Raw genomic sequence first — 25545 nt, forward strand, 5'->3', positions numbered from 1 at the left:
CTCTCATGCGGCCCTGCGGGCCAGATTTGACCGGGCTGCTAAGCTCAGTTGATGGTAAAGAGCCAGCCCGCAGGGAATCGTGCAAATTGGCGCGTCCTCGTGGCGGATTCATTGCAGTTTTTCAAGGAAGACACGGGAAAAATGACAGACGCCATGGATCTGAAGATTCTTGGAAAGCTGCAAAAGGATTGCAGCCAGAATCTGGAATTGCTCAGCGACAGCGTCGGGCTGTCTTCCACCAGTTGCTACCGGCGGATCAGGCGATTGGAGAGCGCGGGCATCATCAAGGCCAAGGTCGCCATACTGGACGAGCGCAAACTGGGAATTCAGGTGACCGCGTTCTTTCTGGTCAAGCTCGATCGCGACAGCAACGACATCGACCGCAAGATGCAGCACATCCTCGCCAGCCACCCGGAGATCCAGGATTGCTACCTGATGACCGGCGAGTTCGATTTCGTGATGGTTGCCAAGTTTCGCGACGCCACCGAGTACACCGACTACATCTACCGGTTTCTCGATACGTACCGGGATATTCCGATTCGCACTTACTCTTCCACCCTGGTGGTGCGTACGGTGAAGAAATCCTACGAGCTACCGCTGGAAGGTGGGTTACACCGGGCCGTCGATGTCTGACGTTGTGTCAGCTGAATGAAGGGCAACCATCGCAGATTCGCACGGTGGGTCTCTCTTTCCATTTCCCAGCCCCATCCACTGACGCGTGATGAGCTGCTCGACATCAGCGGGATGAGCAGTTGCAGGAACATACCCTGCTGCTTCCTCGCGGAAACCAAAAGACCTTTCTGCGCAGTCGCCATTGGCCCTTATCCATTCGAGGTCTTTTCCGGCCCCTCTATTTTTTCGCGGCAGTGCATCCATATCGGCAGTTGGCGGGTAGTGATTATCAGGCAGTCGCTCATCGCGCTGCCGATACCCTCTTCAGGAGCTTCCTTATGAGCACCAAGCCCGTAACCGCAATGCTCGCGATTTGTCTTGCACTCGGGGTTACCCCCGTCCATGCCCAGTCTGGCATTCCGGATGCCGTCAAGGTACCCGACGGCCACAAAGTCATGCTGGAAACCGTGGGGGTGGGGGACATTACCTACGAGTGCAGAGACAAGGCCAATGCGCCAGGTCAAACAGAATGGTTCTTCATTGGCCCCAAAGCCGTTCTGAATGACCGCGCTGGTAAGCCAGTGGGTGACTATTTCGGTCCGCCCGCCACCTGGCAAGCCAAGGATGGCTCGAAAGTGACTGGCACCCAGCTCGCCATTGCGCCTGCGGCCAAAGGCGACCTGCCTTATCAACTGGTCAAAGCTAACCCGGCAGACGGTGCGGGCGCCATGCAAGGCGTCAGCTACATTCAGCGCCTCGCCACCCGTGGCGGTGTGGCACCGGCGGTGAGTTGCACGGAGCAAAACAAAGGGGCGCAGCAGATCGTCAAGTACCAGGCGGACTACGTGTTCTGGTCAGCCAAGTGACGATCCACCCGACGGCCTGGGTAACCAGGGCTTGAAGCGCTGTCTCCATTGCTCAGCTACGCTGCTGGACGAGCCCCTGGCGGGTTGCCAGGGGCATCGTCGTGAGCATGATGAAAGGAGCGTCCCACCTTTGAACGCGCCCGCTGTTGCTTTTGACTACGAGGGCTGCCTCGCTGCCTGCGCCCAGGGAGACCGCCGCGCCTTACAGGCGCTGTACGAGCATGAGGGGGCCCGCTTGCTCGGGGTCGTTCAACGCATCGCGCGGGACCCGGCGGCAGCGCAAGACATCGTTCACGATGCCTTCTTGCGCATCTGGACGCGCGCCGCCAGTTACGATTCGACGCGAGGTTCAGCGCGCGGCTGGGTTTACAGCGTCACGCGTCACCTGGCCTTGAACTACGTGCGCGACAGTCGTTGCCAAACCGACCTGGACGAAACCTCCATGGTGGCCGCGCTGACGCTGCCGGCCGACGGTGGCGACATGCAGTTATGGTCAGGGTCGACGAAGATCTACCGCTGCCTTGAGCGACTGCAGCCCGCCGCGCAGCGCTGCATCTTGCACGCTTATGTCGATGGCTGTAGCAACGCTGAAATCGCGATTCTGCTCGGCGCCCCCTTGGGCACTGTGAAGGCATGGATCAAGCGCAGCCTGAAGGCCTTGCGGGAGTGCATGACATGAAAGGTACCCCAGTGGATGCAGGTGATCAGGAGCTGGACGATCTGGCGGCCGAGTACGTCCTGGGAACCCTGGATGCAGAGCAGCGTGCCGCCTTGCACGCGCGGCTTTCAGCAGAGCCCGCCGCACGCGCTGCGGTCGAGTCTTGGGAGGCCCGACTGCTCGCATTGACCCAGCTGGCCGAGCCCCTCGAGCCCCCGCGTCGCCTATGGTGGCGGATTGAGCGCAGCCTTGACGAGTCCCAATCTCCAGGTCCGCGCTCTGCCAGTCGGTGGCGCCGCGTCGGCCTGTGGCAAGGCTTGAGTGCTGCCGGGCTGGCTGCAAGCTTGCTTCTGGCCCTGGCGCTGTGGACCCGCACACCACCGGAGACCACCTATGTAGTCGTGCTCGTGGCGCCGTCGGGCCAAGCCCCTGGCTGGGTAGTGCACGCCAATGATGCGCGGATGATCGAACTGATACCCCTTGGCCGCGATACTGTGCCCGATGGCATGACCTTGCAGTTCTGGACCAAAGGTGAACAGTGGCGCGCACCTGTTTCGCTGGGGTTGGTCAAGCCGGGCGAGCCCTACCGTGTGCCTGTGAAGCGCCTGCCGGCGCTCGAGCCGAACCAGTTGTTCGAGTTGACGCTTGAAAAAGCGGGAGGGTCTCCTACCGGTGCCCCCACGGGCCCGGTAAAGTTCATCGGCCGTGCAGTCAAGGTGATCTGATCCGGGCGGGCCGGGCGTGGGCTTGCCCGCGAAACCCAGATGCAGGCCCTCGCTGGCGGCGCTTGCTGGCACCGCGTAGCAACCACATGCGCGGGCCTGGCCTCAACGCTGGCGCTCAGCCACGGCGCGTAACGTGCGCAGGGTGACCACTGGCGCATCCACCACGAAACGGTTGGCCAGCCAACCGGGTACATCCCCGGCGGGATCTGCCTGTAGGGCATAGGTCACTTCGGTATCGCGCTCACCCAACGGCTTCATGATCCATTGTCCACTGAGCCGTCGTACGCGAATGAGTCCCGGCGCCTCGGGCAGCTTGTCCGGGTCGGCGCTCAGATGACGGAACAGGGTGCCGTCTTCCAGGCGCTCGGTAGTCACCTTCACCACGATGTCACGCGGCATGGTGGGCCAGGGCAGGTTGGTAGTGAGGTAGACCCAGGTGCTGTCGCCTGCTACCTCCAGCAGACGCATTTGGGCGCAGGCGTAGAGCCATTTGCAGGCGACACGCAGGTTTTCCTGCAGGTCGGTGAGGGTGCGCACGCTGGCTTTCATCCGGCTGACGCCGCGAAACTGCTGGTAGGGTGAGTCGGTGACAGCGCTCAGGTACACCTTGATGCCTTCGCGGTCATAGGCCAGGTTCCAGTCTTCAGCGGCCAGCGGGCCGATGGGCGAGAGAGAAAGCAGGGCAGCGAACAGGCGGTAGCGGAGCATGATGGACACCGCGCAAGGGGGGGAGTAGCAGTATGCGCGGCAAAGAAAAAGCGCGCCACAAGCGCCAGTGGCATGGGGCTGCGAGGTAGCGCTGCGCCGGCGAACCGACTGCTACAGGACCTGCTCGTTCCTGTGGCAGTCGGCGTGATCGATGGCCGTCAGCCTGGGCTCAACGCTGTGGGTTGAGGGTCAGGTGCACGTGGCGGTTGACGTCCTTGTACAGCAGGTAGCTGAACTTGCCTGGGCCACCGGCATAGCAGGCTTGCGGGCAGAAGGCGCGCAGCCACATGAAGTCGCCGGCTTCCACTTCGACCCAATCCTGGTTCAAGCGGTACACCGCCTTGCCTTCCAGCACGTACAGGCCATGCTCCATGACGTGGGTTTCAGCGAACGGAATCACGCCGCCCGGTTGGAAGGTCACGATGTTGACGTGCATGTCATGGCGCATGTCGGCCATGTCGACGAAGCGGGTGGTAACCCAACGGCCTTCGGTGCCCGGCATTTCAATGACGGTGGCGTTGTCGCGGTGGGTCACGAAGGATTCCGGCACGTCCAGGCCTTCGACTTTCTGGTAGTGCTTGCGCAGCCAGTGGAAGGTGCAGTTGGCCTTGCTGTTGTTGCGCAGGCTCCACTCGGCGCCAGGGGCGAGGAAGGCATAGCCACCTTGGCCCAGGGTGTGGTGCTTGCCCTCGACGGTGATGTCGATTTCGCCTTCGACGACGAATACCACGGCTTCGGCGTTAGGGTCCAGTTCCGGGCGCTCGCTGCCGCCTTCCGGGGCCACTTCGACGATGTACTGCGAGAAGGTCTCGGCAAAGCCAGTCAGCGGGCGGGCGATGACCCACATGCGCATCTTGTCCCAGAACGGCAGGTGGCTGGTGACGATGTCACGCATCACGCCTTTAGGGATGACGGCATAGGCTTCGGTGAACATGGCACGGTCAGTCAACAGCTCGGTCTGAGCCGGGTGCCCACCGTGGGGGGCGAAGTACGAATGATTCGACATGGACAATCTCGACTTGTTGTTCTCTCCCCGTGCCGTGAACCGCACCGGCCGGTGCGGCGCAGGGGATGCACGGACAGCATAGGGGCGAGCCTGTATCATCCACAAATTAAATGTTGGAATACCCGGTATTTGCCGGCTGAATGCTGACCTGACGCCCAGCGTGCGCCCCGGGTAGGTGCGCGCCTTGACCGAACAACTTGTGCCGCAAGGTGCCCTCCGTATAGGCCGTGGGGTAGCGGCCACGGTGTTGGAGCTCCGGCACCAGCAGCTCCACCACGTTGGTCAGGTCGTCCGGTTGCACCGCATAGGTCAGGTTGAATCCGTCGATACCGGTTTGGTCGAGCCAGGTTTCCAGTTGGTCGGCAACTTCGCCGGGCGAGCCGATCAGCACCGGACCACGCCCGCCCAAGCCGATGAACTCGGCGGCTTCGCGTACGGTCCAGCGGCGGTTCGGGTCGGCGGCGGTGAACGCGGCCAGCGCGGCGCGGCCGGCGTCGTTCTCGACGTACTCGATGGGCGCGTCCGGGTCCAGGCCTGCGAAGTCGATACCGGTCCAGCCCGATAGCAGGGCCAGGGCGGCATCCAGGTCGACATAGCGTCTGTATTGGGCAAAACGTGCCTCGGCCTCTTGCCGCGTTGGCGCCACGATCAACAGTGCCTGGGCGTAGATCAACACCTCATCACGCCCGCGACCCTGTGCGTCACTGGCCTGACGGATGCCTTCGGCATAGCGGCGCAACACCGTGGGCGTCGGCCCACTGATGAACACACATTCGGCGTGGCGCGCGGCGAACTGCTGGCCGCGCGCCGAGGCGCCAGCCTGGAACAGTACCGGGGTGCGCTGCGGCGACGGTTGGCTCAGGTGCATGCCTGGGACCTGGAAGTGCTCGCCCAGATGGCCGATGGCGTGCACTTTGGACGGCTCGACGTAGCGGCCCGTCTCGCGCTCCAGCACCACGGCGTCCTCGTCCCAGCTTTTTTCCCAGAGCTTGTACAACACCTCCAGGTACTCCTCGGCCAGGTCGTAGCGCTGGTCATGACCCAATTGCCGGGCAAGGCCCAGGTTGCGCGCGGCACTGTCCAGATACCCGGTGACGATGTTCCAGCCCACCCGGCCGTTGCTCAGGTGGTCGAGCGTCGACATGCGCCGGGCGAACGGGTAGGGGGGCTCGTACGTCAGCGAGAAAGTCACGCCAAAACCCAGGTGCTCGGTCACCCCGGCCATGGCCGGCACCAGCAGCAACGGGTCGTTGACCGGCACCTGTACACCACCGCGCAGGGCTGCCTGTGGCCCGCCCTGGTACACGTCGTAGATCCCCAGTACATCGGCGATGAACAAGGCGTCGAACAGTCCGCGCTCCAGCAGGCGGGCCAGGTCGGTCCAGTAGTCGAGGCGATTGAACGCCACGCTGGTGTTGCGCGGGTGTCGCCACAGGCCGGGGGACTGATGGCTGGCAGCGTTCATGCTGAAGGCGTTGAAGCGGATCGGGCGTGGCATGGTAGGCAAGCTCCGCTCAGGGCAGCACGGAGGCTGGGTAGACCGCGTCGGCCACGTGCAGCTTGTGCGGAATCAGGCCCAGGCCCTGGAAGGTGTCGGCCAGTTTCTGCTGCTCGGCGACGATCTGCGCAGTGATGGCCACGGCGTTGTAGTTGCGCCGCTCGCTGGCCACTTCCAGCACCTTGGCGTCGATACCCAATTGCGGTGCCAGCAAGGCTGCAACTTCCCCCGGTTTGGCGTTGGCCCACTGGCTGACTTTGCCCAACTCGGAGAAGAAGGTCTTGAGCAGGTCGCGGTGCTGGTCGGCGAATGTTGCGGTGGACAGGTAGAACGTGCGGTTGTTGGAGAGGCCGCTGCCATCGCGCAGGTTCTTGAGGCCGGGCTGGCTTTCGGCTGCAGCGAGGAACGGGTCCCAAAGGGTGACGGCCTGGACGCTGCCCGACTGCAGGGCTGCCACCGCATCGGCGGCATTGTTGACATAGGCCGGGGTGATGTCCCTGTAACTCAGGCCAGCCTGCTCCAGGGCCACCGCCAGCAGGTACTGGGCGTTCCAGCCACGGCCAGTGGCCACGCGCTTGCCCTTGAGGTCTTGTACCGAGCCGAGGTTGTCCTGCTCGCGCACCACCACACCGATGCCCCGTGGGTAGGGTTGCTCAGCGGCCAGGTACACCACAGGCTTGCCAGCGGCCTGGGCGAACACCGACGGGGCATCGGCGGCGTGGCCGAGGTCGATGGCGCCGGTACTCAGGGCTTCGAGCAATTGCGGGCCAGCCGCGAACTCATGCCAGCTGACGTTCACCCCCTGTGGCGCGAGGGCTTTTTCCAGTGCGCCGCTGCCTTTGAGAATGTTGATGCTGTTGAATTTCTGATAACCGATGCGCAGTGTCCTGGCCTCTTCGGCCAGGGCGTTGGACCACGGCAGCAGGGCACTGGCGACACCGGCCAGCAGGCCTCCGAGCAGCAGGCGGCGCAGAGGGGAAAAAGTTCGTTTGGACATGGCTGACGCTCCTTCAGTTCTTATAGGGCAAACCGTGAACCCAGCCTAAGGAGGAGGCCTGTTGCTTTCAATTCCTTTATTCTCCTTAGTTAGATTGTTTTCTTATTTTTATATCCTTTTTGTTGATTACCTTCAGCGGTGTCAATGACATTTTTTTCACATTGCCTTGCTAGCATCGACGGGCCATTTCAAGGAGCCTGTGTCCATGCCCACCCTGCGCCAGCGCAGCACGCGTATTGCCCTGACCGCCACCGCCAGCCTGCTCGCTGCCACCTTGGGTTTCTTCGCCTGGCAGAGCTTCTATCCAGTGCAGGCTGCCAAGGGTTGGGACGTCGAAGTGTTGCATCGCCAGGTAGACAAAGCCGCTTCCTTGCTGCCCCAGGCCGACGGCAGCCTGCTGGTCAGCCGCGAACTGGACGATGGCAAAGGCAGCATCCTCAAGATCACTGCCCAAGGCGACCGGGTGGTGCTGGTCGATCATCTGTCCAAGCCAGATGGCATGGTGGCCGCCCAAGGGGGATGGGTGTTCAGCCAGGAAGGTGGCCGAGCGCCCGTAAGCCTTGCCCGTGATGGTCAGGTCACTGCGCTGTTCGAGGGCGACAGTGTGCAGGGCCTGTGGAACGACGGCGACACGCTCTACGCCATCGAAGACCGCAAAGGTAATGGCCGCTTGCTGCGTTACGACTGGCACAGTGGCCAGCTCGATGTCTTGCGCTCGGGCCTGACTGAAACTGAAGGCCTGACCCGCTGCAGCGACGGGCGCTTGCTGTATACCGAGAAAGCCACTGGCAAAGTGCGTGCGGTGTCCGACGATGGTCAGGACCCGGTGGTGGTCGAAGGCCTGCGCAACCCGACCTTCCTCTTCTGCGACCAGCGCGGCCTGTGGATCAGCGAAGACAACACCCATCGTGCACGGTTGCTGCGTATCGATGCCCAGGGCGACCAGCACACCGTGCTGTCCTACCTCAAAGCGCCCCAGGCGATCGTGCCGGACGGCAAGGGCGGATACTTGCTGGCTGAAGGTGGGCGAGACCGCGTGTTGCACCTGCGTCCGCCTGTGGCGCCCGTCACCGCGACACTGCAGTGAATGACCCACGGCCTCCTTAGGAGTGACACAGCAGGCACCGGCTTGCAGGCGATAGGACCGATGACGTCAACGGCGCTGCGCAATCATCAACAACGACTGGGGCACACTGCTTTGCGGGTGCTGGGGCTCTTGTAGGCAGACCAACTGCAACCCAGCCATCTCCAGCGCATTCAGCCAACTGGACAAGGTCCTGAAGTACCAGGGCATCGGCTGCCACTGCCCGGCCATTCCGGCGAATGATTCCTCTCGCCAGCCATCCTGATAGTCCCCGGCAGCCACGCTCCAGGGGTGCAGCGTCTGGACCACCAGCGCACCGCCTGGGGTGAGCAATGCGTTCATGGCCGCCAGCAGCGGGATGATGTTCTGATGCAGCAGCGCGAAGTTGGCACAGATCAGGTCATAACCTGAACCCACGTCTATTTCGGCATCGACCAACTGCCCATAATTGGCCTGGTAGACCTGTGTCGACCCAGCCGATCGCGCTGCTTGCACCAATCCGTCGTCTCCATCGACCCCCACGGCCTCGATGCCGCTTTCTGCCAGTGCCCTCAGCAACCAGCCCTCGCCACAGCCCAGGTCCAGCACCCGTTTGGGTTGACGACCGAGAATGGCCAGTAAGATCGCCTGGTCCGTCACCTGCCGCCTGCTGTCTATGGCACCGCTGCGCACGGCGTCGATCCAGGATTGGGCGTTGCGCTGCCAGCTCGCTTGCAGATCGCTCTCGGGTGATGACATGGCAAGGTCCAATGAGGGGGAGGCGGTTCAAGCATAGGCAATAAAAAGCGGTAAGCTATCGCTTTTTGCCGCCTGCTATTTGCGAGGAACCCGATGAGCGCTGCAACCTTCCGAACTGCCGTACCCACCGACGCCGAGCGTTGTTTCCAGATCGAGTCGACGGCCTACGAAGGCGACGAGGCAGCGACCCTGGAGAAGATCCGCAAGCGGATCGACCAGTACCCTGAAGGGTTTTTGATTCTCGAGGACGCTGGTGAGGTGATCGGCTTCATCAACAGTGGCTGTGCCTGGGAAGTGGTGATGTCGGACGAAGCGTTCAAATCGCTGGTAGGCCATGACGCCGCTGCGCCGAACGTGGTGATCATGTCGGTAGTGGTCGATCCGGCCCACCAGGGCAAAGGCCATGCGGGTCGTTTGATGAGCGAATTCGTCAAACGCATGCGGGATATGGGCAAGCGCCGCATTCACTTGATGTGCAAGGACCGGCACGTGGCGCTGTACGAGAAGATGGGATACCGCTACGTGCAGCCCTCGGCATCCGACCATGGTGGCATGGCCTGGCACGAGATGGAAATGACGCTGTGAGCGATGCCGCTTCACAGGCTGATGGGGCAGCCCCTGAAGCGGCGCGCGGGTCAGAAGCGTCCGTCCAGCCCGATTCGGAACATCTCGTTGCGCTCGTCGCTACCTAGGGCCGTCTTGTAGGACAGGCCCAGACGCCAACTGCGCCCAAGGCTCAACTCAAGCCCAGTGTCCAGGTCGATGAAGTTGCTGTCCATCGGGTCGGGTGACAGCCGATACAGCACACCGTCGTCACCCTGGTCGGTGTAGCGCATGCGGTAGTCGTCGCTATGGCTGAAGTTGTGGCCCCAGGCCAGCCCCACTCGCGGCGTGAGCACGCCAGCGCGGGTCTGGATGTCGTAGGCACCGCGCAGGCCGAGGAACGAGGTGAAGGTGCGTTGATGCTGCTCGTCGTAGCTCAGGCCATAGATGCCACCGCCACGCTCGCGGTAGTCGTCCAGCGTGGTGACGCTGCCGTTGACCCGTGCATACGGGGCCAGTGAAAGCGCGCCGGCACGGTACTCGTAGCTGGCGGTCAGCGACGCGTACCACTGGTCGGCATCCCGCGAGCCGTGGGCGTAGCCGTTCGACGGGTCGGACGTGACGTAGCGGCGCGAGTCGAAGCGGATGCGGTTGTAGCCAAGCAGCGCGTCCACATACACCTCCGACAGCGGATGGGTGCTCAGGTAGGCCGCCAGGCCCAGCGCATCACCTTCAATGTGGGTGTCATGGTCGCCGACATCGGTGCGGTCGGTGCCGTAACCGACCCCCATGCCCACCACGGTCCGTGGTGAAAGACGATAGTCCACGCCGGCGCTCAAGCCATAGGTGGTGTAGCTATTGTCTTTGGCGCCACGGGCGCGATTGGAGCCGGTGTTGATGAATCCATCGGTCCAGAAGGCCAGCGGCGCCTCACGGCATTCACCATCGATTGTCCGCGCGCTGTCCCGTTGCTTGCGTCGTTGCTCATCCGACTCCGCGTCGTTGCCTTGCAGTTCATCGCGCAGCGCCTTGCCCAGATCGCCAAGGCGCACATCTTCGCGCCCATGCTTGACGCTGGCGTTAAACGCGTTGCGGTCACAGGTTGGCCGGTGCAGTTGTTCCAGGCGGCGGTTGAAGTTGTCCATCTGGGTGCTGGCGAAACGTTCAGCGGCGCGTGATTGGGCGTTGAGCACGCCGATCACTTCGGCATCCTGGCCGGGGTCTGGGCGGGCCTGCACGGTGAAGGTCACGGTGCCGGTTGCACTGCCGCCGTTGCCATTTTCCAGGCTGAAGGTGGCTACGGCAGTGCCGGCAAACACTGTGGTCGGTGCGAAGCGCAGGGTGAACGGGCCGCTCAGGCTTGCGCTACCGGCTGATGCCGGACTGAGCGATAACAGCCGCGCGCGCAGGAACGGGCCACCGGTGGCACCCTGGGTCAGGTCGACGCTCGCCACCTGGCCAGGTACCAGGGCTTCGTTGGACGACACCACGGTGACCGTCTGGGCCGCGATGCTCAGGGCGAAGCTGAAGGTACCGACCGCGCCGTTGACGTCGGTGACAGTCACCTCAAGGGTGTGGGTGCCTGTGCTCTGGGGCGTGCCGCTGATCACCCCACTGCCGCTGTCCAGGACCAAGCCTGTCGGCAGGCTGCCCGCACTCAGGGTGAAGCGGTACGGCGCCATGCCACCGAGCGCGCGCAAGCTCATGCGATAGGCACTGCCCAAGGTGCCGCCTTCGACACTGCCAGCGCTGGGCTCGACATCCAGGGTCGGTGCGCTGACGGACACTGTCACCGTCGCCGGTGCCGAAGTACCGCCAGGGCCGTTGGCCGTATAGGCAAAGCTGTCGCTGCCGGAGTACCCGGCGCTGGGGGTGTAGCGAATACCCAGGCCACTGGCGATGGCGCTGCCATGTGCGGGAGCGCTGGTCACGGTCACGCTGGTCGCGGCGCCGCCGCTGAGGGCGAGGCTGATGGCGTTGGCTGAACTGTTGGCAGCAACCGTGGCGCTGCTGTTGCCAGCTATGGGGGCGCGGTCGGCGATCACCAGCGTATGAGCCTGGCTACCGACCGCGCCATAGGCGTCGCTTACTGTGAAGGTGAGGGCGAAGCTGCCATTGCTGGTCGGCGTGCCGCTGAGCACGCCGGCCGGTGACAGGCTCAGACCGGCTGGCAGGCTGCCTGTGCTGATCGCATAGGTGTAAGGCGCGGTGCCCCCTGAAGCACCCAGGCTGGCGCTGTACGCAGTGCCCAGGGTGCCATCGACCAGGTTGGCGAGATTCAGCGCCAGGGTCGGTGCGGTCACGCTCAGGCTGACCGTGGCGGGCGCCGAAGTGCCGCCGGGGCCGGTGGCGGTATAGGCAAAGCTGTCGCTGCCTGAGAAACCTGCCGTGGGGGTATAGCTGATCGCCGTGCCGCTGACCACTGCGGTGCCGTGGCTGGGGGCGGTGCTGATCGCCACGCTGCTGACCGGACCGCCGCTCAAAGCGAGGGGGATGGCATGGGTCGAACTGTTGGCAGCGACCGTAGTGCTGACAGCACCGGCCACCGGCGCCTGGTCAGCGATTACCAAGGTGTACGCCTGGCTGCCGGTGGCACCGTAGGCGTCGGTGGCGGTGATGGTCAGGTTGAAGCTGCCGCTGTTGGTCGGTGTGCCGCCGAGTACGCCGGCCGGGGACAGGACGAGGCCGGTGGGCAGGCTGCCGGCAGTGACGCTGTAACTGTAGGGTGCGGTGCCGCCCACGCTGCTGAGTGGGGTGCTGTACGCCGAGCCGACGATGCCACCGCCGAAGGTACCAGGGGTGATGACCAGGGTTGGGGCGCCCACGCTGATATTGACGGAGCCCGGTGCCGAGGTACCGCCCGGGCCGGTGGCGGTGTAGGTGAAGCTGTCGGCCCCGGAGTAACCGGCATTCGGGGTGTAGGTGATGCTGGTGCCGCTGGCGGTTGCCGTGCCATGGCTGGCCGCGCTGACCACGGCAACACTGCTGACAGGGCCCCCACCGAGGTTGAGTGTGACCGCGTTGGTGGTGCTATTGGCCGCCACCGACAGGTTGACGGTGCCCGCCACGGGGGGCTGCTGGACAATGGTCAGGCTGTAGGCCCGCGAACCAGTGAAGTTATTGCCGTCGGTTGCGGTGACGGTGAAATTGAAGGTGCCATCGGCGGTAGGCGTACCGCTCAGGGTGTCGCCACTGAGGGTCATGCCACTTGGCAGAGCACCCGCCGTCACGGCAAAGGTGTAGGGCGCAGTCCCGCCGCTGGCACCGAGGATAGCGCTGTAGGCCGCGCCAGCGATGCCACCGCTCAGGGAGACCGGTGAGACGGTGATGGTCGGTGACGCCACGGTCAAGGTGTAGCTGCGCGAGGTGGTGAAGCTGTTGGCGTCGGTTGCCGTGACGGTGAAGGTGAAGGTGCCGCTGACGGTGGCCGTACCGCTCAGCGCATTCCCGATCAGGGCCAATCCAGCCGGAAGGCTGCCCGCGATGATGGCATAACTGTAGGGTGCCGTACCGCCCGTGGTGTTGAAGGTGCTGGTGTAAGGAACTCCTGCGCTAGCATCGCTCAGGGAGGTCGGCGTGAGGCTGAGCGTCGGCGCTGCGATGGACAGGGCGTAAGGTTGCGACCCTGTGGCACCGAAACTGTCGGTTGCGGCGACGGTGAAGTTGAAGGTACCGCTGGCGGACGGCGTTCCACCCAGCGTGTTGCCGCTGAGGTTCAGTCCGGGGGGAAGCGCGCCGCTGGTAAGGCTGAAGCTATAAGGCGCCGAGCCGTTGCTGGCGCTCAACGTGCTGCTATAGGCGGTGCCAGCGGTTCCGCTGGGCAAGGTCGCAGGGCTTAGTGCCAAGGTGGGCGGCGAAACCGTGAAACTGATGGTTGCCGGTGCAGAGGTGCCAACGGCGTTGCTAGCGGTATAGGTGATGCTGTCTGGGCCTGAGTAGCCTGCTGTGGGCGTATAGGTGATGCTGGTACCGCTGGCGGTCGCCGTACCATGGCTGGCCTGACTGGCCACCGCCACGCTGGTGGCCGCGCCGCCGCTAAGGTTCAGGGGGATGGGGTTGCTACTGCTGTTGGCTGCCACAGTTGCGCTCACCGCACCGGCAATGGGCGGTGCGACATAGGTGTACTGGCTATTGCCATTGATCACGGAGGAGCCCGCTGCCGTGGTGACCACCACCGGCACGGTACCCGCTGACCCACTGGGGGTGGTCGCGGTGATCGAGGTGTCGCTGTTGACCGAGAATGTCGCTGCGTTGCCGCCAAATGCCACCCCTGTGGCGCTGGTGAAACCAGTGCCGCTGATGGTCACGCTGGTGCCCCCGCTGGTGCTGCCCGAGGTGGGGCTCAAGCTGGTCACCGTGGGGCCGCCGGTGATGGTGATCGAGTAGTTCACGGTCGCGGGAGTGAAGCTGTCGAACACCGTCAGGGTGAAGCTGTAAACGCCGGGCGCGACGTTTGGGGTGCCATTGATGGTAGTCGACTCACTGTTCGTGGACTCGGCGATGGTCAGGCCTGTTGGCAAGCACTTCAATGAGGGGTCGTAGGTCACGCTGACATCGCACTCATACCAGCCGGTCATCGGCAGGACGCCGCCTGAGACGCTCAGCGGGATACTCAGGCTCTGACCTGCGGGGAAACTGCCCAGGTTGCTGCCTGGGGCAGGGCTGAACGTCATCGCCATGGCCTGGGCTGGCATCATTAGGGCGAGCGCCGACAGCCACAACAGAAGGAACGACCTGGTCAGCCAGGCACGGTGGTACGCGAGTGAGTGCATCATGGGGCTTCCTGCCATGTTTCCGATCAGTGATCGCCTACGGACTCAGAGTGGGGGAGAACTGGGGCTGAGCGATGGGCCGGCCCTCTTCATGACTTCAGGCAAAATGGCTAACTGTCCATGTGCGCATTCCATTGCGTTGGGTGTTCGTGTCAGGCCGTTACAGGGAAACGGTGCATAGGCAGGTAAAGGCCATCGCCGGGCTGTACCTCGAAGCCCAGGCGCTGGTAAAGCGCCTGGGCCGGGTTGCAGGCGTCGACGCTGAGCGCACAAGCCTTGCCGTGCAGGTCCGCCACCGCCAGTACCGCCCGCAGCAGTGCGGTGCCGATGCCTTGGCGCTGCCAGGCCGGCATAAGGGCGATGTCCACCACCCGCAGCTCGGCCTGTTTCTCGTCTACGCACAAGCGACCGATGGCCTGTCCGGCCCGTTCGACGACCAGGAATGCGGCCTGTGGATAGTGCTCGGCATAGTGACGTGACTGCAGGTCGGCCTGGCCGTCGAGAAACGCCAGACGCTGTGTATCGCTCAAGGGCAAGCCCTCGAACTCGATGCCTCGTCGGGCCACGAACAGCGCCCGCAGCAGACTGACATCACCTTCGCCCTGCCGCCGAAGACCAAACCCGATGCCTACTGGCAGCGCCAGCGCAAGACGCTCGCTCAGGGGCGCGCAGGGAAGTTGCCGTCGTAGCATATGCAGTAGGCCAGGGTCAGATAAGGTTGCTGGGCGTTGCGGGTCGTCCTGTTGAACGGGGTACCCGCCTTGCTCACGGTGACAGGGGCCAAGGTGTAGTCGGTGTTGCCGGCTACACCGTTGTACAGGCGCAGGTTGCGCGGCTGGCTGAGAAAACTTTGGCTGGTGGGCGTATCGACGGCCGCCGCGAAGTTCGTCCCAGGTTGGGCCCGGAGCGCATGGGTATGAGGCGCGAAGTTGGCTGGTGTCAGCGTGGCCTCATCCGCTCCGGCGCTGGCATCGAGCGCACGCGCGGTCAATCCGGGGCCGGCACCCACGCCCATGGCGACCTGACCGTTGAGATTGGGCAGGTTGAATTGGTTGGTGTTACCGCCAAACCCGTACCCCAAAACGGCAAAGAGGCTCTGGAACTGCTGGATCGGCCTTGCCGAACCGTCGCAGAGCAGCCAACCATCGGGAATGTAGGTATACGGAAACAGTCGAATTTCTCCAGTGAAAGCGTCCATGAGTCATATCCCTGAAAAGTGAAGAGCAGGCCTGGGTCTCAGAATTGGCTCGGGTAGATGCCGGTCAGGGCGATGATGTAGTTGATGGCGCGCGACCCCATCATGTTGTCGTGTGGTGAACCGATGCCGCCCGAGCGCACCAAGGCGCCGTTGTTCAGCGTGACGGCGGTATCCGTGTTTGCCGTGCTGTACAGCCCCTTGACCGGACCGGCTGGGGTGAAGGCGGCGAAGGTGCAGGTGTTGTGGGCGGAAGGGCCTGCCGGCTCCGCCGTGGTGGCGGGGGCGTTGGTGACACTGAAACCATGGCTGTGGGCCGGGGTATTGGCAGCCGTCATCGCCACTTGTTCGGTGCCGACGATCTGCCCCAGGGTACGGGGTGTCAGGTTGTTGCCTGCGCCGGTGCCAACAGCCACCCGGCCGCGCAGGTCGGGCAGGGCGAAGGTGGTTATGCCATCGCCACCGTAGGTGGTGCCGATCAGCGAGAACAGCGCTTCGTTCTGGCTGATCGGTAGCACGGATGCGTCGCAAAAAGCCCAGCCAACGGGTGCGTATGAACCTGCGAACAGCCGAATTTCCCCGAGGTAGTTATCTGACATGACTTGCCCCTTGAGATGATAGGTGTGGTAGCCGTTACTGGCGTGGCGGGAAGACGCCCTGGGTGGCGATGCAGTAGCTCAGGCAGATCGAGGGCTGCATGTTGGGTATCGGCGTCTGCCCGGTGGCTGCGATGGTGTCAGCGTGGAGGGTCACCAGCTTGTTCGTGTCGGCGGTGATGTAGGTCGGCTGCGCGGCAACACCGTTGGCATTGGCGCTGGTCGCGGGGTAGTTGCCGGCCGGGCCGCCATTGCCGAGAGTGGCGTTGCTGACTTGTACGCTGTGGGTGTGTTCGGGCAGTGCGCTGAGCGGCAGCATCACAGACTCGACGCCACCCGCTTGTCCGGTGCTGTGAGAGGCGAATGCCGGGTTCACGGGTGGCCAGTCGTTGCGCCCCATCGCCACCCGACCACGCAGGTCGGGCAGTGCGAAGGTGGCCTTGCCGTCTCCTCCGAACTGCACACCCAGCAATGCGAAAAGTGCCTGGTTCTGAACGATCGGCAGCAGCCGGCCGTCGCAGGGCAACCAGCCTTTTGGTATCACCGGCCAGCTGAACAGGCGGATTTCACCTAGAAAATTGTCCATGCTTCAACGTCTCCATTACCCAAACTGCATGCACTGTAAATGCCCATCTCCGCAGGGAGCTGAGCGCCGCGTACGACGAAACAGGTGATAGACAGAACCGCTTTGGCCGGGGGCCGACTACTACTTCCGTGCTAGTAGCTTGGGCATGATCCTTTCCTTGGGGCCCGAACAGAGGAGGCTGGATGCCTCGGAGATAGCTGGAGTCTAGTTAGCTGATGGGTAAATGCCATCATTTTTGCAGGGATATTTGAAGATTATTTGCAACGATCAGATGCGGCTGTCGAAGGCCGCGCGTAAGTGCATCAGTCCAGCACGTCGTGCAGCACTTCGTAGATCAAGCCTGAAGCGAGGGCCACTAATATGAGGTCGGTACCAGCCTGCCGCCATTCATAGCCGTCGTAGTGCGGCAGGCGCCCCAGCAGGCGGCCATCGAGCTTCTTGGCTATGCCGGGTGGCAAGGGCTTGCCGCGTGCCAGGTTTTTCTGGATGCCGGGTGGCAGCGCAGTGCCGGCGTTCCAATAGTCCCGGTTATCGTTGAGAATGATCCGCACGCCGCCCACATCGATCGATGGGCCACCATGCCAGTCGTTGCCGTTTCCCTGATGCCCCGAATTTCCGTGTTGCCCGCCCTTGTCGTGGCCTTTGCCCTTGCCTGGGTCGGCGAGCAGGCCAGGGCTTGTACCCATCAGCAGCAGGCTGAGGGCGGTCGACAGCAGCGTCTTGAGCTTGAGCATGTGGGCTGTTCCTTGAGCACATGAAGGTCAACTACAGCTTAGCCAAGCCGGCAGCGTGTGTTGAAAGCCCGTGTGGCTTTGTGTAGCGCACTGCATTTCGTCGCCTGGTACAAAACTTAAAGGCGGTTCACCGGTCTTACGGCGATCCCACCTCGCCCATGGAGGCGTATAGAAAATGAAAAAGACCTTGGTAGCCGTGTTTGCCTGTGCCTTTGCGTTGGGGAGTGCGGCGTTGTTACCGGCTGATGTTTCGCCGATTGGCGCGGCTTATGCCAAGGGCGGTGGTAACGGGGGTGGCCACGGCGGCGGCAATGGCGGCGGTCATGGCGGTGGCAACGGAAATGGCGGCGGCCAGGGTGGTATGGGCGGCAATGGCAACGGTAAAGGCTCGACGGGTGAGCATGCGGGCAAAGCCACCCGTGATCATGGCGTAAGCGGAAATCACTACGGCAGTACCCGTAACGACGACCGTGGGCATGGCACCGCCACCTCCGGTGTTGCGCATTCCAAGGATACCCGTGGCCTGGCCAAGTCGACCGCCGTGTCGCGCACCACGCCGGGCGATCACAACACCAAGGGCTTGAGCAATGCCGTTCGCTCGTCCTCCAAGAACGACCGCTGAAGGCTGAATGAGCAACGCCCAGTCTATGCTCGCCATAGGCTGGGTCGTTCTCCGCGACTTCACCCGCGACAAGTAGGCGAGCGCTGCAGCTCTGCCAGTATCTGCTCGACAACCGGCAGGCGACGATTACCACCAGGCACCATCACTGGCATCCGCGCAATCGGCGCAATGTCGTGAGCGAACCCCAGGCACTAGGCCTCCTGCGCCAGCGTCCGAGCGTCCCGGACATCGCCCTGCATGGCCAGGGCTTGGTGGCTGCCCCAGGCAACTCCACGCGGTCCACCGGCAGCGCGGTGAGCCACAGCAACAGACGTTCAGCCTTGGGGCAGTTCGAACCCGGTGATGGCCCTGTCAAGTTTCAGTGCCTGGGCATGCAGCACCCGCATCAGGTGCAATGAAGCTTGGGATGGGGGCTCGAAGCGTGAGTAGACGAAACTGATATCGAAGTGAATGTCCTCCGCCAGCGGCACCACTTCAAGGCCACTGTCCTGTGCCACGAACTCGTCGATCAGGGTCATGCCCATGCCTTGCTTTACCAAGGCCACAGCTTCGTTGGCGTTGGTGAACGACAGCAACGACTCAAGGTGCAGGCCTCGGCGCTGGATTTCATGCGCCAACAACCGGCCAAACGGCATGTCGGGCCGGAACAGCAGCAGCGCGTGCCCCACCAACTGCTGCAGCGTCAGCGCCGGCTCCTGGGCCAAGGGGTGATCGGCAGGCATTACCGCAACCATGCGCCCCCGCATGAACGGTTGGGACACCAGATGGTCATGCACCACTGGAAGGGCAGCAATCGACAGGTCGACCTTCTTCGACAGGATCTGGTTGGGCATCTCGTTCATCAGCGAGGTCTGCCACTCGATGGTCAGCGATGGCGACTCGCGCTTGAGCTGCGCCAGGGCGATGGGGATCACCACTGTCGACAACGATGCACTGCACGAAATGCGTAGGTTGCGGTGGCTGCCCGAGGCCAATGACAACGCGCACTCGTTGACCTGCAGGGCGGCCTGGTACACCCGCTCTACTTCACGGAACAGGACATGTGCCTCCTCGGTGGGGACCAGACGATTGTTGATGCGCTCGAACAAGCGATATGCCAAACGCCCTTCGACGTAATGGATCAGCTTGCTCACGGCTGGTTGGGACACATACAGCATCTTGGCCGCGGCACTGATCGAGCCGGTCAGCATCACCGCGCGAAACACCTCCATGTGCCGCAGTTTGAACACCATCGCGCTGGATGCTGGGCTGTCCGGGTCTTGGGGCATGTGTATTACCTTTGGTTATGATGTCTGCCATCTGGGTATGAGCGCCAAACGTCGGCGCGCAGTATCGTCGCTCCAGCCTCGCCGCCACGATGGCGGACGATAACAGGATCTACGTTCAGGCGCAGAAAGCGTCAACCAGGGAGCTGTCCATGAACATCTTTGATGAACCGAAGATCGATTGCCATAACCATTTGTTTGATCCCGATCGCTTTCCCTACCATCCGGATGCGCCTTATGCCCCCTCGGGCCAGGAAGTTGCCACGCTAGAGCAGTTCACCCAAGTGATGGAGGCCTATGGCGTGCAACACGCGTTGCTGGTCGGCCCCAACAGCGGCTATCACACCGACAACCGCTGCCTGCTCGATGCGCTGGCGCGCGGGCAGGGCCGTTTCAGGGGCATCGCGGTGGTCGAGCCGGGCATGAAACTTGGCCAGCTGGCGGCATTGAAGGAGCAAGGCGTGGTCGGGGTTGCCTTCAATCCAGCGCTTTATGGGGTAGGCTGCCTCGACGGCTGCGAAAGCCTGTTCGGCAAGCTGGCCGAGCTTGATCTGTTCGCCCAGGTCCAGGTGTGCGAAGACCAGCTACTGGACGTACAAGCGCGGTTGTTGCGCCTGCCAACGCGGTTGCTGATCGACCACTGCGGCCGCCCTGACGTTGCTGCCGGCTTGCAACAACCGGGCTTCCAGGCGTTACTGCGCCTGGCAGGTTCTGGCCGGGCGACCGTCAAGCTGTCAGGCATGCAGAAGTTCGCCGCGCCGCAGGCACTGTTCGAGCAAAGTGCTGCCTATGTCCAGGCATTGATCGAGGCGTTCGGCCCCCACGCCTGCATCTGGGGCTCGGATTGGCCCTTTATCCGCCAACGCTCACGTGTCGATTACGGCCCGTTGCTCAAACTCGCCGAGCGCCTGGTGCCCGACCCCACGCAGCGCCGTCAGATCATGTGGGACACCCCAAGGCGCTTGTTTGGTTTTGCCTGAGCACTGCGATACCCGTACAGGATGAGTGAACTGCAGGAGTCCGCTGGGCTGCCCCGCTGCAAGCATGCGCGGCAACGGGGCAGGGTGATTCACTTCCTGCCTTTGGCGGCCTGGAAGGAGGCCACCATGTCTTTGGCCCAACCATCGAGCACAGCCTTGGCGTCCTTGGTTTGCATCACCTGGTCGGCGTTTTCAAGCTCGCTACCTGCACCCTTGCGGACCACCTGGGCGACCACCTGCTGGTTGCCGCCGTCGATGAACGCCGCCTCGGTGGCGATGGTGGTGTCCTGGTCGCGAATACCGGTGGCCGTGCTTACACCTGCTGCGATCAGGGCGATCGGGATGACTTCATACGGGCGCAGGCCTTTGGTCTTGGCACTGACTGCAGTGATTGCCGGACGCACTATCAGGACGCGTGGACCCGGTCCTTTGGCCAAAGGTAACACCTCAGAGAAGTGGCTTTTGAGGGTCTGGTCGTAGTAGTGGGTAATGCCAGTCAAAGTCGACTGTGGGACTTTTTCGGTGGGTTGGGGTTTCGGATAAAGCTGGCTCGGTTCGATGTAGACGCTGGTATAACGATTGGCGTCGACATCCGGTTTGATCCAGCGCATGACTGGCGCGCCGGAAGGCGACTTGTCTTCCTTCAGTAAGCTGTAGTCCTTCAGGAAGCCCGAGTACTGATCGGACTCCACGTACTTGCTCGCGCAGCCATATAGCATGACTGTAGCAAGACACAAGGTTGCAACCAATGGCCGGGTTTTCATGCAGCACTCCTTCCTACGTTGAGTGATATCCCGCAGGCATGCGGGCGACTCTTGGTGGCGCAAGATTTAAGTTTGAACTCTGCGATCGTGGAACAAGGCACTCTTCTCGCGGTTTGCGAGGCGATGGTGAGAGACCCGCGAACGTCGGCTTCGGGCATTTAAACTTTAGACGAGGCCTTATTACTCGCAAGTGCCCACGGGTGAGGTGAACATACTGTTTCCCGGTGTTGTTCGACTGTACATCGAGGCCAATACGCACTGGCCATTTCTTGACTAATCTTGCCTGCGACATGGGCTGTGCAGGGCATTCGGACCTGCCGCGAGAGAAGCCATGAGCAAGGGCAATGACCTGATCATCTGCGAGTACTGTGACGCGGTCTATCACCGTGCTCCGCTGCGGCGCCACCAGAGTGCTGTGTGCACGCGCTGTGGCGGCGTGCTGTATCGGCACAATGGGCTGACTCCCCAACAGCGCCTGGCGCTCAGCATCACGGGTGGCGTGCTGCTGGTGTTCGCCAATGCCTACCCGGTGATGACCATCAGCATGAGCGGGCTGTCCAACTCGGCGACGCTGTGGGACGCGGTGATGGTCCTGAGTAGCGGTAGCATTACGTTCATGGCATTGGTACTGGCGCTGTCGATCATTTTCGCGCCGGTGCTGCAGATCGCCGTGCTGTGCTGGGTATTGAGCTTTGCCATGGCCGGCCGCCGTTCACCCGCGTTTGGCGCTTGCATGCAGGCCCTGGAAAGGCTGAGGCCCTGGAGCATGCTGGAAGTCTGCCTGCTCGGCGCGATGGTGGCGGTGATCAAGCTTGCCGGCTTGCTCGATGTGATCCCTGGTATCGGCCTGATTGCCCTGGCGGCGCTGAGTGTATTGCTGATCTACATCGCCGGGCGCGATATCCGCGACCTGTGGGAGCAGGTATGACAGTCCCGGTGTTGGCCGACGACCTGCAGGTGTGCCTGTGCCACGGCTGCGGTCAGGCCTGCGACCTGCGCGAAGATGCCTGTCACTGCCAACGCTGCGGTGCGCCGCTGCACCGACGCAAGGTCAATCCCATTGCCCGTGGCTGGGCGTTTCTGTGCGCAGCACTGATCTTCTATGTGCCGGCCAATGCCTTGCCGGTGATGAACACCGAAATGCTTGGCCAGGGTACCGACAGCACCATCGTTGGTGGGGTGTTGGAGTTCTGGGAGGCGGGGGCGTGGGACATTGCCTTGATCATCTTCATCGCCAGCATCGGTGTGCCCGCGATCAAGTTTTTTTCCCTCGGCCTGCTGTTGGTAACCGCCCAGCGACGCAGCACCTGGGCGAGGCGTCAGCGCTCGCAACTGTTTCGCTGTGTCGAGTTGATCGGTTATTGGTCGATGCTCGATGTGATGGTGGTGGCCTTGGTGGCTGCGCTGGTGCAACTGCGTGGCCTGGGAACCATCGAACCGCGTCCAGGCATTCTGTTCTTCGGTTTGGTGGTGGTGCTGACGATGTTTTCTGCGATGAGCTTCGACCCACGACTGATCTGGGATGGCGAGCCACAAGACGGAGAGCGCAGCGATGGCGCAGCAGACTGACAAACCCGTGGCAGCAGGTCAGCCTCAGGTGCGGACCCGGCGGGTGAATGTGTCGCTGGTGTGGATCGTACCTATCCTGGCCTTGCTGGTGGGCGCCTCGCTGGTGGTGCGCAACTGGATGCAGCAGGGGCCGGTCATTACCATCTCGTTTCGCAGCGGGGAGGGGTTGGTGGCGCACAAGACCCAGGTGCGTTACCGCAGCGTGGTGATCGGCGAGGTCACCACGGTAGAACTGGCCAAGGACCGCGAAAGCGTGGTGGTGCAGGTGGAACTGGCCAAGGAAGCCGAATCGTTCGCCACCGAAGGTGCGCGCTATTGGGTAGTGCGACCTCGCATCGGGGCCGGGGGCGTTTCAGGGGTGGACACCTTGCTCTCGGGCAGTTTCATCGGCGCCGATGCCGGTGAGTCGACGGCGCCGCGCAAGCGCTTCACCGGGCTCGAACTACCACCTCCGATCACCTATGGCGAGAAGGGCAAGCACTTCACCCTGAGTGCGGACGACCTCGGTTCGCTGGATGTCGGCTCGTCGATCTACTACCGGCGGATCCCGGTCGGCGAGGTGGTTTCCTACGCCCTGCAGCAGGATGGCAAAGGGGTGGACATCGGCGTGTTCGTACAGTCGCCCTACGATGCCTTCGTTACCGCCGATACCCGCTTCTGGAATGCCAGCGGGGTCGACATGCAGATCGGTGCCAATGGACTGAAAGTCGAAACCCAGTCGCTGTCATCCATCCTCATGGGTGGCCTGGCGTTCGGCGCGCCTGACTTCGCGGCACCTGCCGACCCCGCGCCCGATCAACAGCAGTTTCGTCTGTTCGTCGACCGCGACGCGGCTTTGGCGCCACCCACGGGCAAGCAGCAGCACCTGCGCATGCGCTTCGAGCAGTCGATGCGCGGCTTGTCTCCAGGCGCGCCGGTGGAATTCAAGGGGGTCGAGTTCGGCAAGGTGGTGGCAGTGACGCTCGACTACGACGAACAGAAGCAGACTTTCCCAGTGGTGGTGGATGCGGTGATCTATCCGCAACGCTTGGGCCCGGTGCACCAGAAAATGCTCAAGGCGTTCAACCATACCCCCGGTGACGATGCCGGTGCCCGCCGGCTGATTGGCACTTTCGTCGAGCACGGACTGCGAGCCCAGGCGCGTAGCGGCAACCTCATCACCGGGCAAATGTATGTGTCGCTGGATTTCTACCCCGCAGCGCCGAAGGTGGCCTTCGACATGAACGCCAGCCCGATCACGGTGCCCACGGTGCCTGGCAGCCTGGAGAAGCTGCAGGAGCAGTTGCAGCACATGGTAGAACGTCTCGGCAAGCTGCCGCTGGAGAGCATCGCCGGCAACCTGGACGGTACCCTGCGGGAGCTCAGGGCAACCCTCAAGCGCTTTGACGGCCAGACACTGCCGGGCGTGAAGGCGACGCTGGAAGATGTCCAGAAAACCTTGCGGACGGCCAACTCGGCCATCGCCGAAGATTCGCCGCAGCGGGAGAAACTGGGCGATGCGCTGCAGGAACTGGAGCGCATGTCGCGTTCGCTGCGTGACCTTGCCGACTTCCTGGGGCGGCACCCCGAATCGCTGATTCGTGGGCGGCCCAAGGCGGCGGGTGCCGATGACGTGCAGCCTTGACCCCGCACCCGATCGAGGAGTGATACCTGATGCCTCAGATTCACGCTGTGATACTGGTCGCGTTGGCGGTGCTGGCTGCAGGCTGCAGCAGTTCGCCCACCCACTACCATACTCTGGTGCCGCCACAGCCGACCCGCGAAGAGGGTACTAACGTGCTGGTGGAGCGGGTCAGTGTTCCGCCGCAGGTGGATCGACCGCAATTGGTGGTGCGCCAGGGCCAGAGCGGCCTGGCAATACTTGATACCGAATGGTGGGGCGCCAACCTTGTGGATGAGTTCCGCAGCGCCCTGCAGGACCAGCTTGGCGGACCTGTGGGCAGCAGTGTCCGCTCAGTGCTGCGGGTTGACGTGCAGCGCTTCGATTCAGTGCCAGGCCAGCACGCTTTGCTGGAGGCGGTATGGCGGTTGAAGCGGCCTGGCCAGGACGAGCTGACTTGTCGCACCACGGTACAGACACCGGCGCAAGCCAGTGTCAGCAGCTTGGTCAGCGCCCAGCAAAGCAACCTGCGCCAACTGGCCGGTGCGGTGCGTAGCGCGGCAGTGCAGGGTCGTTGCCCTGCCGCTTAGGCTCTGTGTGAATAGTCTTGAGATGAAGCTCAAGCAAGGCGAAAACAGCCGAGGAAGCGGAGTTTACGGGTTGTAAATGAGCACTCCGAGGCTGTTTTCAACACAGCATCACCGAGTTTCAAGGCTTTTCGTACAGAGCCTCGTACTGCTGATCATGGATTGACCTGATACCCACGTCCCTGAAGGCATCCGCTGTAGGCGCTGGCATAGGCCGAGCTTTGTGCCTGGTCCTGAGTGCGGCGGTCCTGGCGGCGGTCCTGGCGCTGGCGCATACCGCCCACGGCGGCCCCGGCCGCAGCCCCTTCACCGGCGCGGTTCTGCCGGTACTGCTGCTTGGCCTCGTCGCTGGCCCGGTCATAGATCTCTTCGTGCTGGTTGCCCCGTACCTGGGCCCCTACCGCACCTGCCGCGGCCCCGGCGGCCGCGCCGCGAACCCTGCCGCCGACGTGAGGCTCGGAGTGGGTTGCAGTGCTGGTCGCATTGTTGGCGACCGTGTTGCAATCATTGATATCCAGTTGCATCTGCTGGCTGCTTTGGCCCTTGAGCGGCACGACTGACTGCGCTTGGGCTGTGGAGGCGGTAAGCAGCAGTACCAGCAAGTATCCCCATGGGAATGTACGCATGGCTCTTCTCCACTGGAAGCTAACCCCATCGAAGAGAATAGTTCCAAGCGCGGGGCGCTGATGCCCGCTGGTCTGTGTTCTGAGCCCGCCAAGCCGCCCCTCGTCGCGATTGTCTCCACTTGCCATCACTCACCACCGGTCGGCTTTTCCCGACGCGGCTTGAACCGCGCGGCGAAAGGGACTAATTAATATGTGTGGGAAAAATTCCCACGCT

The 25545-nt window shown here is 62.9% G+C and carries 26 protein-coding genes; 12 read left to right on the forward strand and 14 right to left on the reverse strand.

The features are described 5' to 3' along the window. Window positions 1-153: 153 nt before the first annotated feature. The 4 genes from H620_RS0111150 to H620_RS0111165 all read left to right on the forward strand — a co-directional run bounded on the left by H620_RS0111150 (window position 154) and on the right by H620_RS0111165 (window position 2861). A complete protein-coding gene (locus tag H620_RS0111150; RefSeq protein ID WP_027907360.1) occupies window positions 154-633 on the forward strand; it encodes an Lrp/AsnC family transcriptional regulator in 480 nt (159 codons plus the stop codon). A 317-nt stretch (window positions 634-950) separates the two neighbouring features. Next, on the forward strand, window positions 951-1478 hold the full coding sequence (locus H620_RS0111155) for a DUF3455 domain-containing protein (protein ID WP_027907361.1): 528 nt from the start codon (window positions 951-953) through the stop codon (window positions 1476-1478). A gap of 130 nt (window positions 1479-1608) precedes the next feature. After that, window positions 1609-2157, forward strand: coding sequence for a sigma-70 family RNA polymerase sigma factor (locus H620_RS0111160; protein WP_027907362.1), 549 nt, complete (start codon window positions 1609-1611; stop codon window positions 2155-2157). Further along, a complete protein-coding gene (locus tag H620_RS0111165; RefSeq protein WP_023380718.1) occupies window positions 2154-2861 on the forward strand; it encodes an anti-sigma factor in 708 nt (235 codons plus the stop codon). The genes H620_RS0111160 and H620_RS0111165 overlap by 4 nt, the downstream gene beginning before the upstream one ends. A 102-nt stretch (window positions 2862-2963) precedes the next feature. Here the strand turns inward: H620_RS0111165 and H620_RS0111170 are convergent, their stop codons facing one another. From H620_RS0111170 to H620_RS0111185, 4 genes are all read right to left on the reverse strand, one after another. Further along, window positions 2964-3569: an START domain-containing protein gene (locus tag H620_RS0111170; protein WP_023380717.1), complete on the reverse strand. Its 606-nt coding sequence runs from the start codon at window positions 3567-3569 to the stop codon at window positions 2964-2966. Between the two features lie 169 nt (window positions 3570-3738). After that, a complete protein-coding gene (locus H620_RS0111175; RefSeq protein ID WP_023380716.1) occupies window positions 3739-4575 on the reverse strand; it encodes a bifunctional allantoicase/(S)-ureidoglycine aminohydrolase in 837 nt (278 codons plus the stop codon). A 106-nt stretch (window positions 4576-4681) separates the two neighbouring features. Next, window positions 4682-6073, reverse strand: a complete 1392-nt coding sequence (locus H620_RS0111180; protein ID WP_027907363.1) for an LLM class flavin-dependent oxidoreductase — start codon at window positions 6071-6073, stop codon at window positions 4682-4684. Between the two features lie 16 nt (window positions 6074-6089). Further along, a complete protein-coding gene (locus H620_RS0111185) occupies window positions 6090-7070 on the reverse strand; it encodes an aliphatic sulfonate ABC transporter substrate-binding protein (protein ID WP_023380714.1) in 981 nt (326 codons plus the stop codon). A 205-nt stretch (window positions 7071-7275) separates the two neighbouring features. Between H620_RS0111185 and H620_RS0111190 the strand changes: the two genes are divergently transcribed. Further along, window positions 7276-8157, forward strand: a complete 882-nt coding sequence (locus tag H620_RS0111190) for an NHL repeat-containing protein (protein ID WP_023380713.1) — start codon at window positions 7276-7278, stop codon at window positions 8155-8157. Between the two features lie 66 nt (window positions 8158-8223). Here the strand turns inward: H620_RS0111190 and H620_RS0111195 are convergent, their stop codons facing one another. Continuing rightward, window positions 8224-8892, reverse strand: a complete 669-nt coding sequence (locus tag H620_RS0111195) for a class I SAM-dependent methyltransferase (protein ID WP_027907364.1) — start codon at window positions 8890-8892, stop codon at window positions 8224-8226. 93 nt (window positions 8893-8985) lie between these two features. On the opposite strand from H620_RS0111195, the gene H620_RS0111200 reads away from it, so the two are divergent. Beyond that, window positions 8986-9477: a GNAT family N-acetyltransferase gene (locus tag H620_RS0111200; protein ID WP_023380711.1), complete on the forward strand. Its 492-nt coding sequence runs from the start codon at window positions 8986-8988 to the stop codon at window positions 9475-9477. 50 nt (window positions 9478-9527) lie between these two features. Here the strand turns inward: H620_RS0111200 and H620_RS25740 are convergent, their stop codons facing one another. From H620_RS25740 to H620_RS0111230, 6 genes are all read right to left on the reverse strand, one after another. Continuing rightward, window positions 9528-14210 (reverse strand): putative Ig domain-containing protein, encoded by a 4683-nt coding sequence (locus H620_RS25740; protein WP_049818771.1) that lies wholly within the window; start codon window positions 14208-14210, stop codon window positions 9528-9530. A gap of 149 nt (window positions 14211-14359) precedes the next feature. Then, a complete protein-coding gene (locus H620_RS0111210) occupies window positions 14360-14899 on the reverse strand; it encodes a GNAT family N-acetyltransferase (protein WP_049818772.1) in 540 nt (179 codons plus the stop codon). Further along, entirely contained in the window at window positions 14866-15405 is a 540-nt protein-coding gene (locus H620_RS0111215; RefSeq protein WP_023380708.1) for a phage tail protein, read from the reverse strand. The genes H620_RS0111210 and H620_RS0111215 overlap by 34 nt, the downstream gene beginning before the upstream one ends. A 38-nt stretch (window positions 15406-15443) precedes the next feature. Continuing rightward, complete coding sequence (locus H620_RS0111220) at window positions 15444-16001, reverse strand: phage tail protein (RefSeq protein WP_023380707.1); 558 nt, start codon at window positions 15999-16001, stop codon at window positions 15444-15446. Between the two features lie 34 nt (window positions 16002-16035). Beyond that, window positions 16036-16584 carry a phage tail protein gene (locus tag H620_RS0111225; protein WP_027907366.1) on the reverse strand — a complete coding sequence of 183 codons (549 nt, stop codon included), beginning with the start codon at window positions 16582-16584 and terminating at the stop codon, window positions 16036-16038. 302 nt (window positions 16585-16886) lie between these two features. Then, window positions 16887-17318 carry an anti-virulence regulator CigR family protein gene (locus tag H620_RS0111230; RefSeq protein ID WP_027907367.1) on the reverse strand — a complete coding sequence of 144 codons (432 nt, stop codon included), beginning with the start codon at window positions 17316-17318 and terminating at the stop codon, window positions 16887-16889. Between the two features lie 175 nt (window positions 17319-17493). Here H620_RS0111230 and H620_RS27090 point away from each other — a divergent pair, with 175 nt between their 5' ends. Further along, on the forward strand, window positions 17494-17940 hold the full coding sequence (locus tag H620_RS27090) for a hypothetical protein (RefSeq protein WP_023380704.1): 447 nt from the start codon (window positions 17494-17496) through the stop codon (window positions 17938-17940). A gap of 314 nt (window positions 17941-18254) precedes the next feature. Here the strand turns inward: H620_RS27090 and H620_RS0111240 are convergent, their stop codons facing one another. After that, window positions 18255-19208, reverse strand: coding sequence for a LysR family transcriptional regulator (locus H620_RS0111240; RefSeq protein WP_027907368.1), 954 nt, complete (start codon window positions 19206-19208; stop codon window positions 18255-18257). 149 nt (window positions 19209-19357) lie between these two features. Here H620_RS0111240 and H620_RS0111245 point away from each other — a divergent pair, with 149 nt between their 5' ends. Further along, the gene (locus H620_RS0111245; protein WP_027907369.1) at window positions 19358-20185 is read left to right on the forward strand and encodes an amidohydrolase family protein; all 828 of its coding nucleotides are present in this window, start codon (window positions 19358-19360) and stop codon (window positions 20183-20185) included. A gap of 89 nt (window positions 20186-20274) precedes the next feature. Here H620_RS0111245 and H620_RS0111250 read toward each other — a convergent pair whose 3' ends face one another. Beyond that, a complete protein-coding gene (locus H620_RS0111250; RefSeq protein WP_027907370.1) occupies window positions 20275-20949 on the reverse strand; it encodes a DUF3313 domain-containing protein in 675 nt (224 codons plus the stop codon). A gap of 331 nt (window positions 20950-21280) precedes the next feature. Here H620_RS0111250 and H620_RS0111255 point away from each other — a divergent pair, with 331 nt between their 5' ends. From H620_RS0111255 to H620_RS0111270, 4 genes are read left to right on the forward strand one after another with little or no spacing between them, the layout of a single operon-like run. Beyond that, entirely contained in the window at window positions 21281-21877 is a 597-nt protein-coding gene (locus H620_RS0111255; protein ID WP_023380699.1) for a paraquat-inducible protein A, read from the forward strand. Then, a complete protein-coding gene (locus tag H620_RS0111260; RefSeq protein WP_023380698.1) occupies window positions 21874-22518 on the forward strand; it encodes a paraquat-inducible protein A in 645 nt (214 codons plus the stop codon). Before H620_RS0111255 ends, H620_RS0111260 begins: the two co-directional genes overlap by 4 nt. After that, window positions 22502-24142: a PqiB family protein gene (locus tag H620_RS0111265; RefSeq protein ID WP_023380697.1), complete on the forward strand. Its 1641-nt coding sequence runs from the start codon at window positions 22502-22504 to the stop codon at window positions 24140-24142. The genes H620_RS0111260 and H620_RS0111265 overlap by 17 nt, the downstream gene beginning before the upstream one ends. Before the next feature lie 29 nt (window positions 24143-24171). Next, a complete protein-coding gene (locus H620_RS0111270; protein ID WP_027907371.1) occupies window positions 24172-24708 on the forward strand; it encodes a PqiC family protein in 537 nt (178 codons plus the stop codon). A gap of 152 nt (window positions 24709-24860) precedes the next feature. On the opposite strand, the gene H620_RS0111275 is transcribed toward H620_RS0111270, so the two are convergent. Continuing rightward, entirely contained in the window at window positions 24861-25331 is a 471-nt protein-coding gene (locus H620_RS0111275) for a YMGG-like glycine zipper-containing protein (RefSeq protein WP_023380695.1), read from the reverse strand. Between the last annotated feature and the right edge of the window lie 214 nt (window positions 25332-25545).

The organism is Pseudomonas taiwanensis DSM 21245, from assembly GCF_000425785.1.
Taxonomy (GTDB): Bacteria; Pseudomonadota; Gammaproteobacteria; order Pseudomonadales; family Pseudomonadaceae; genus Aquipseudomonas; species Aquipseudomonas taiwanensis.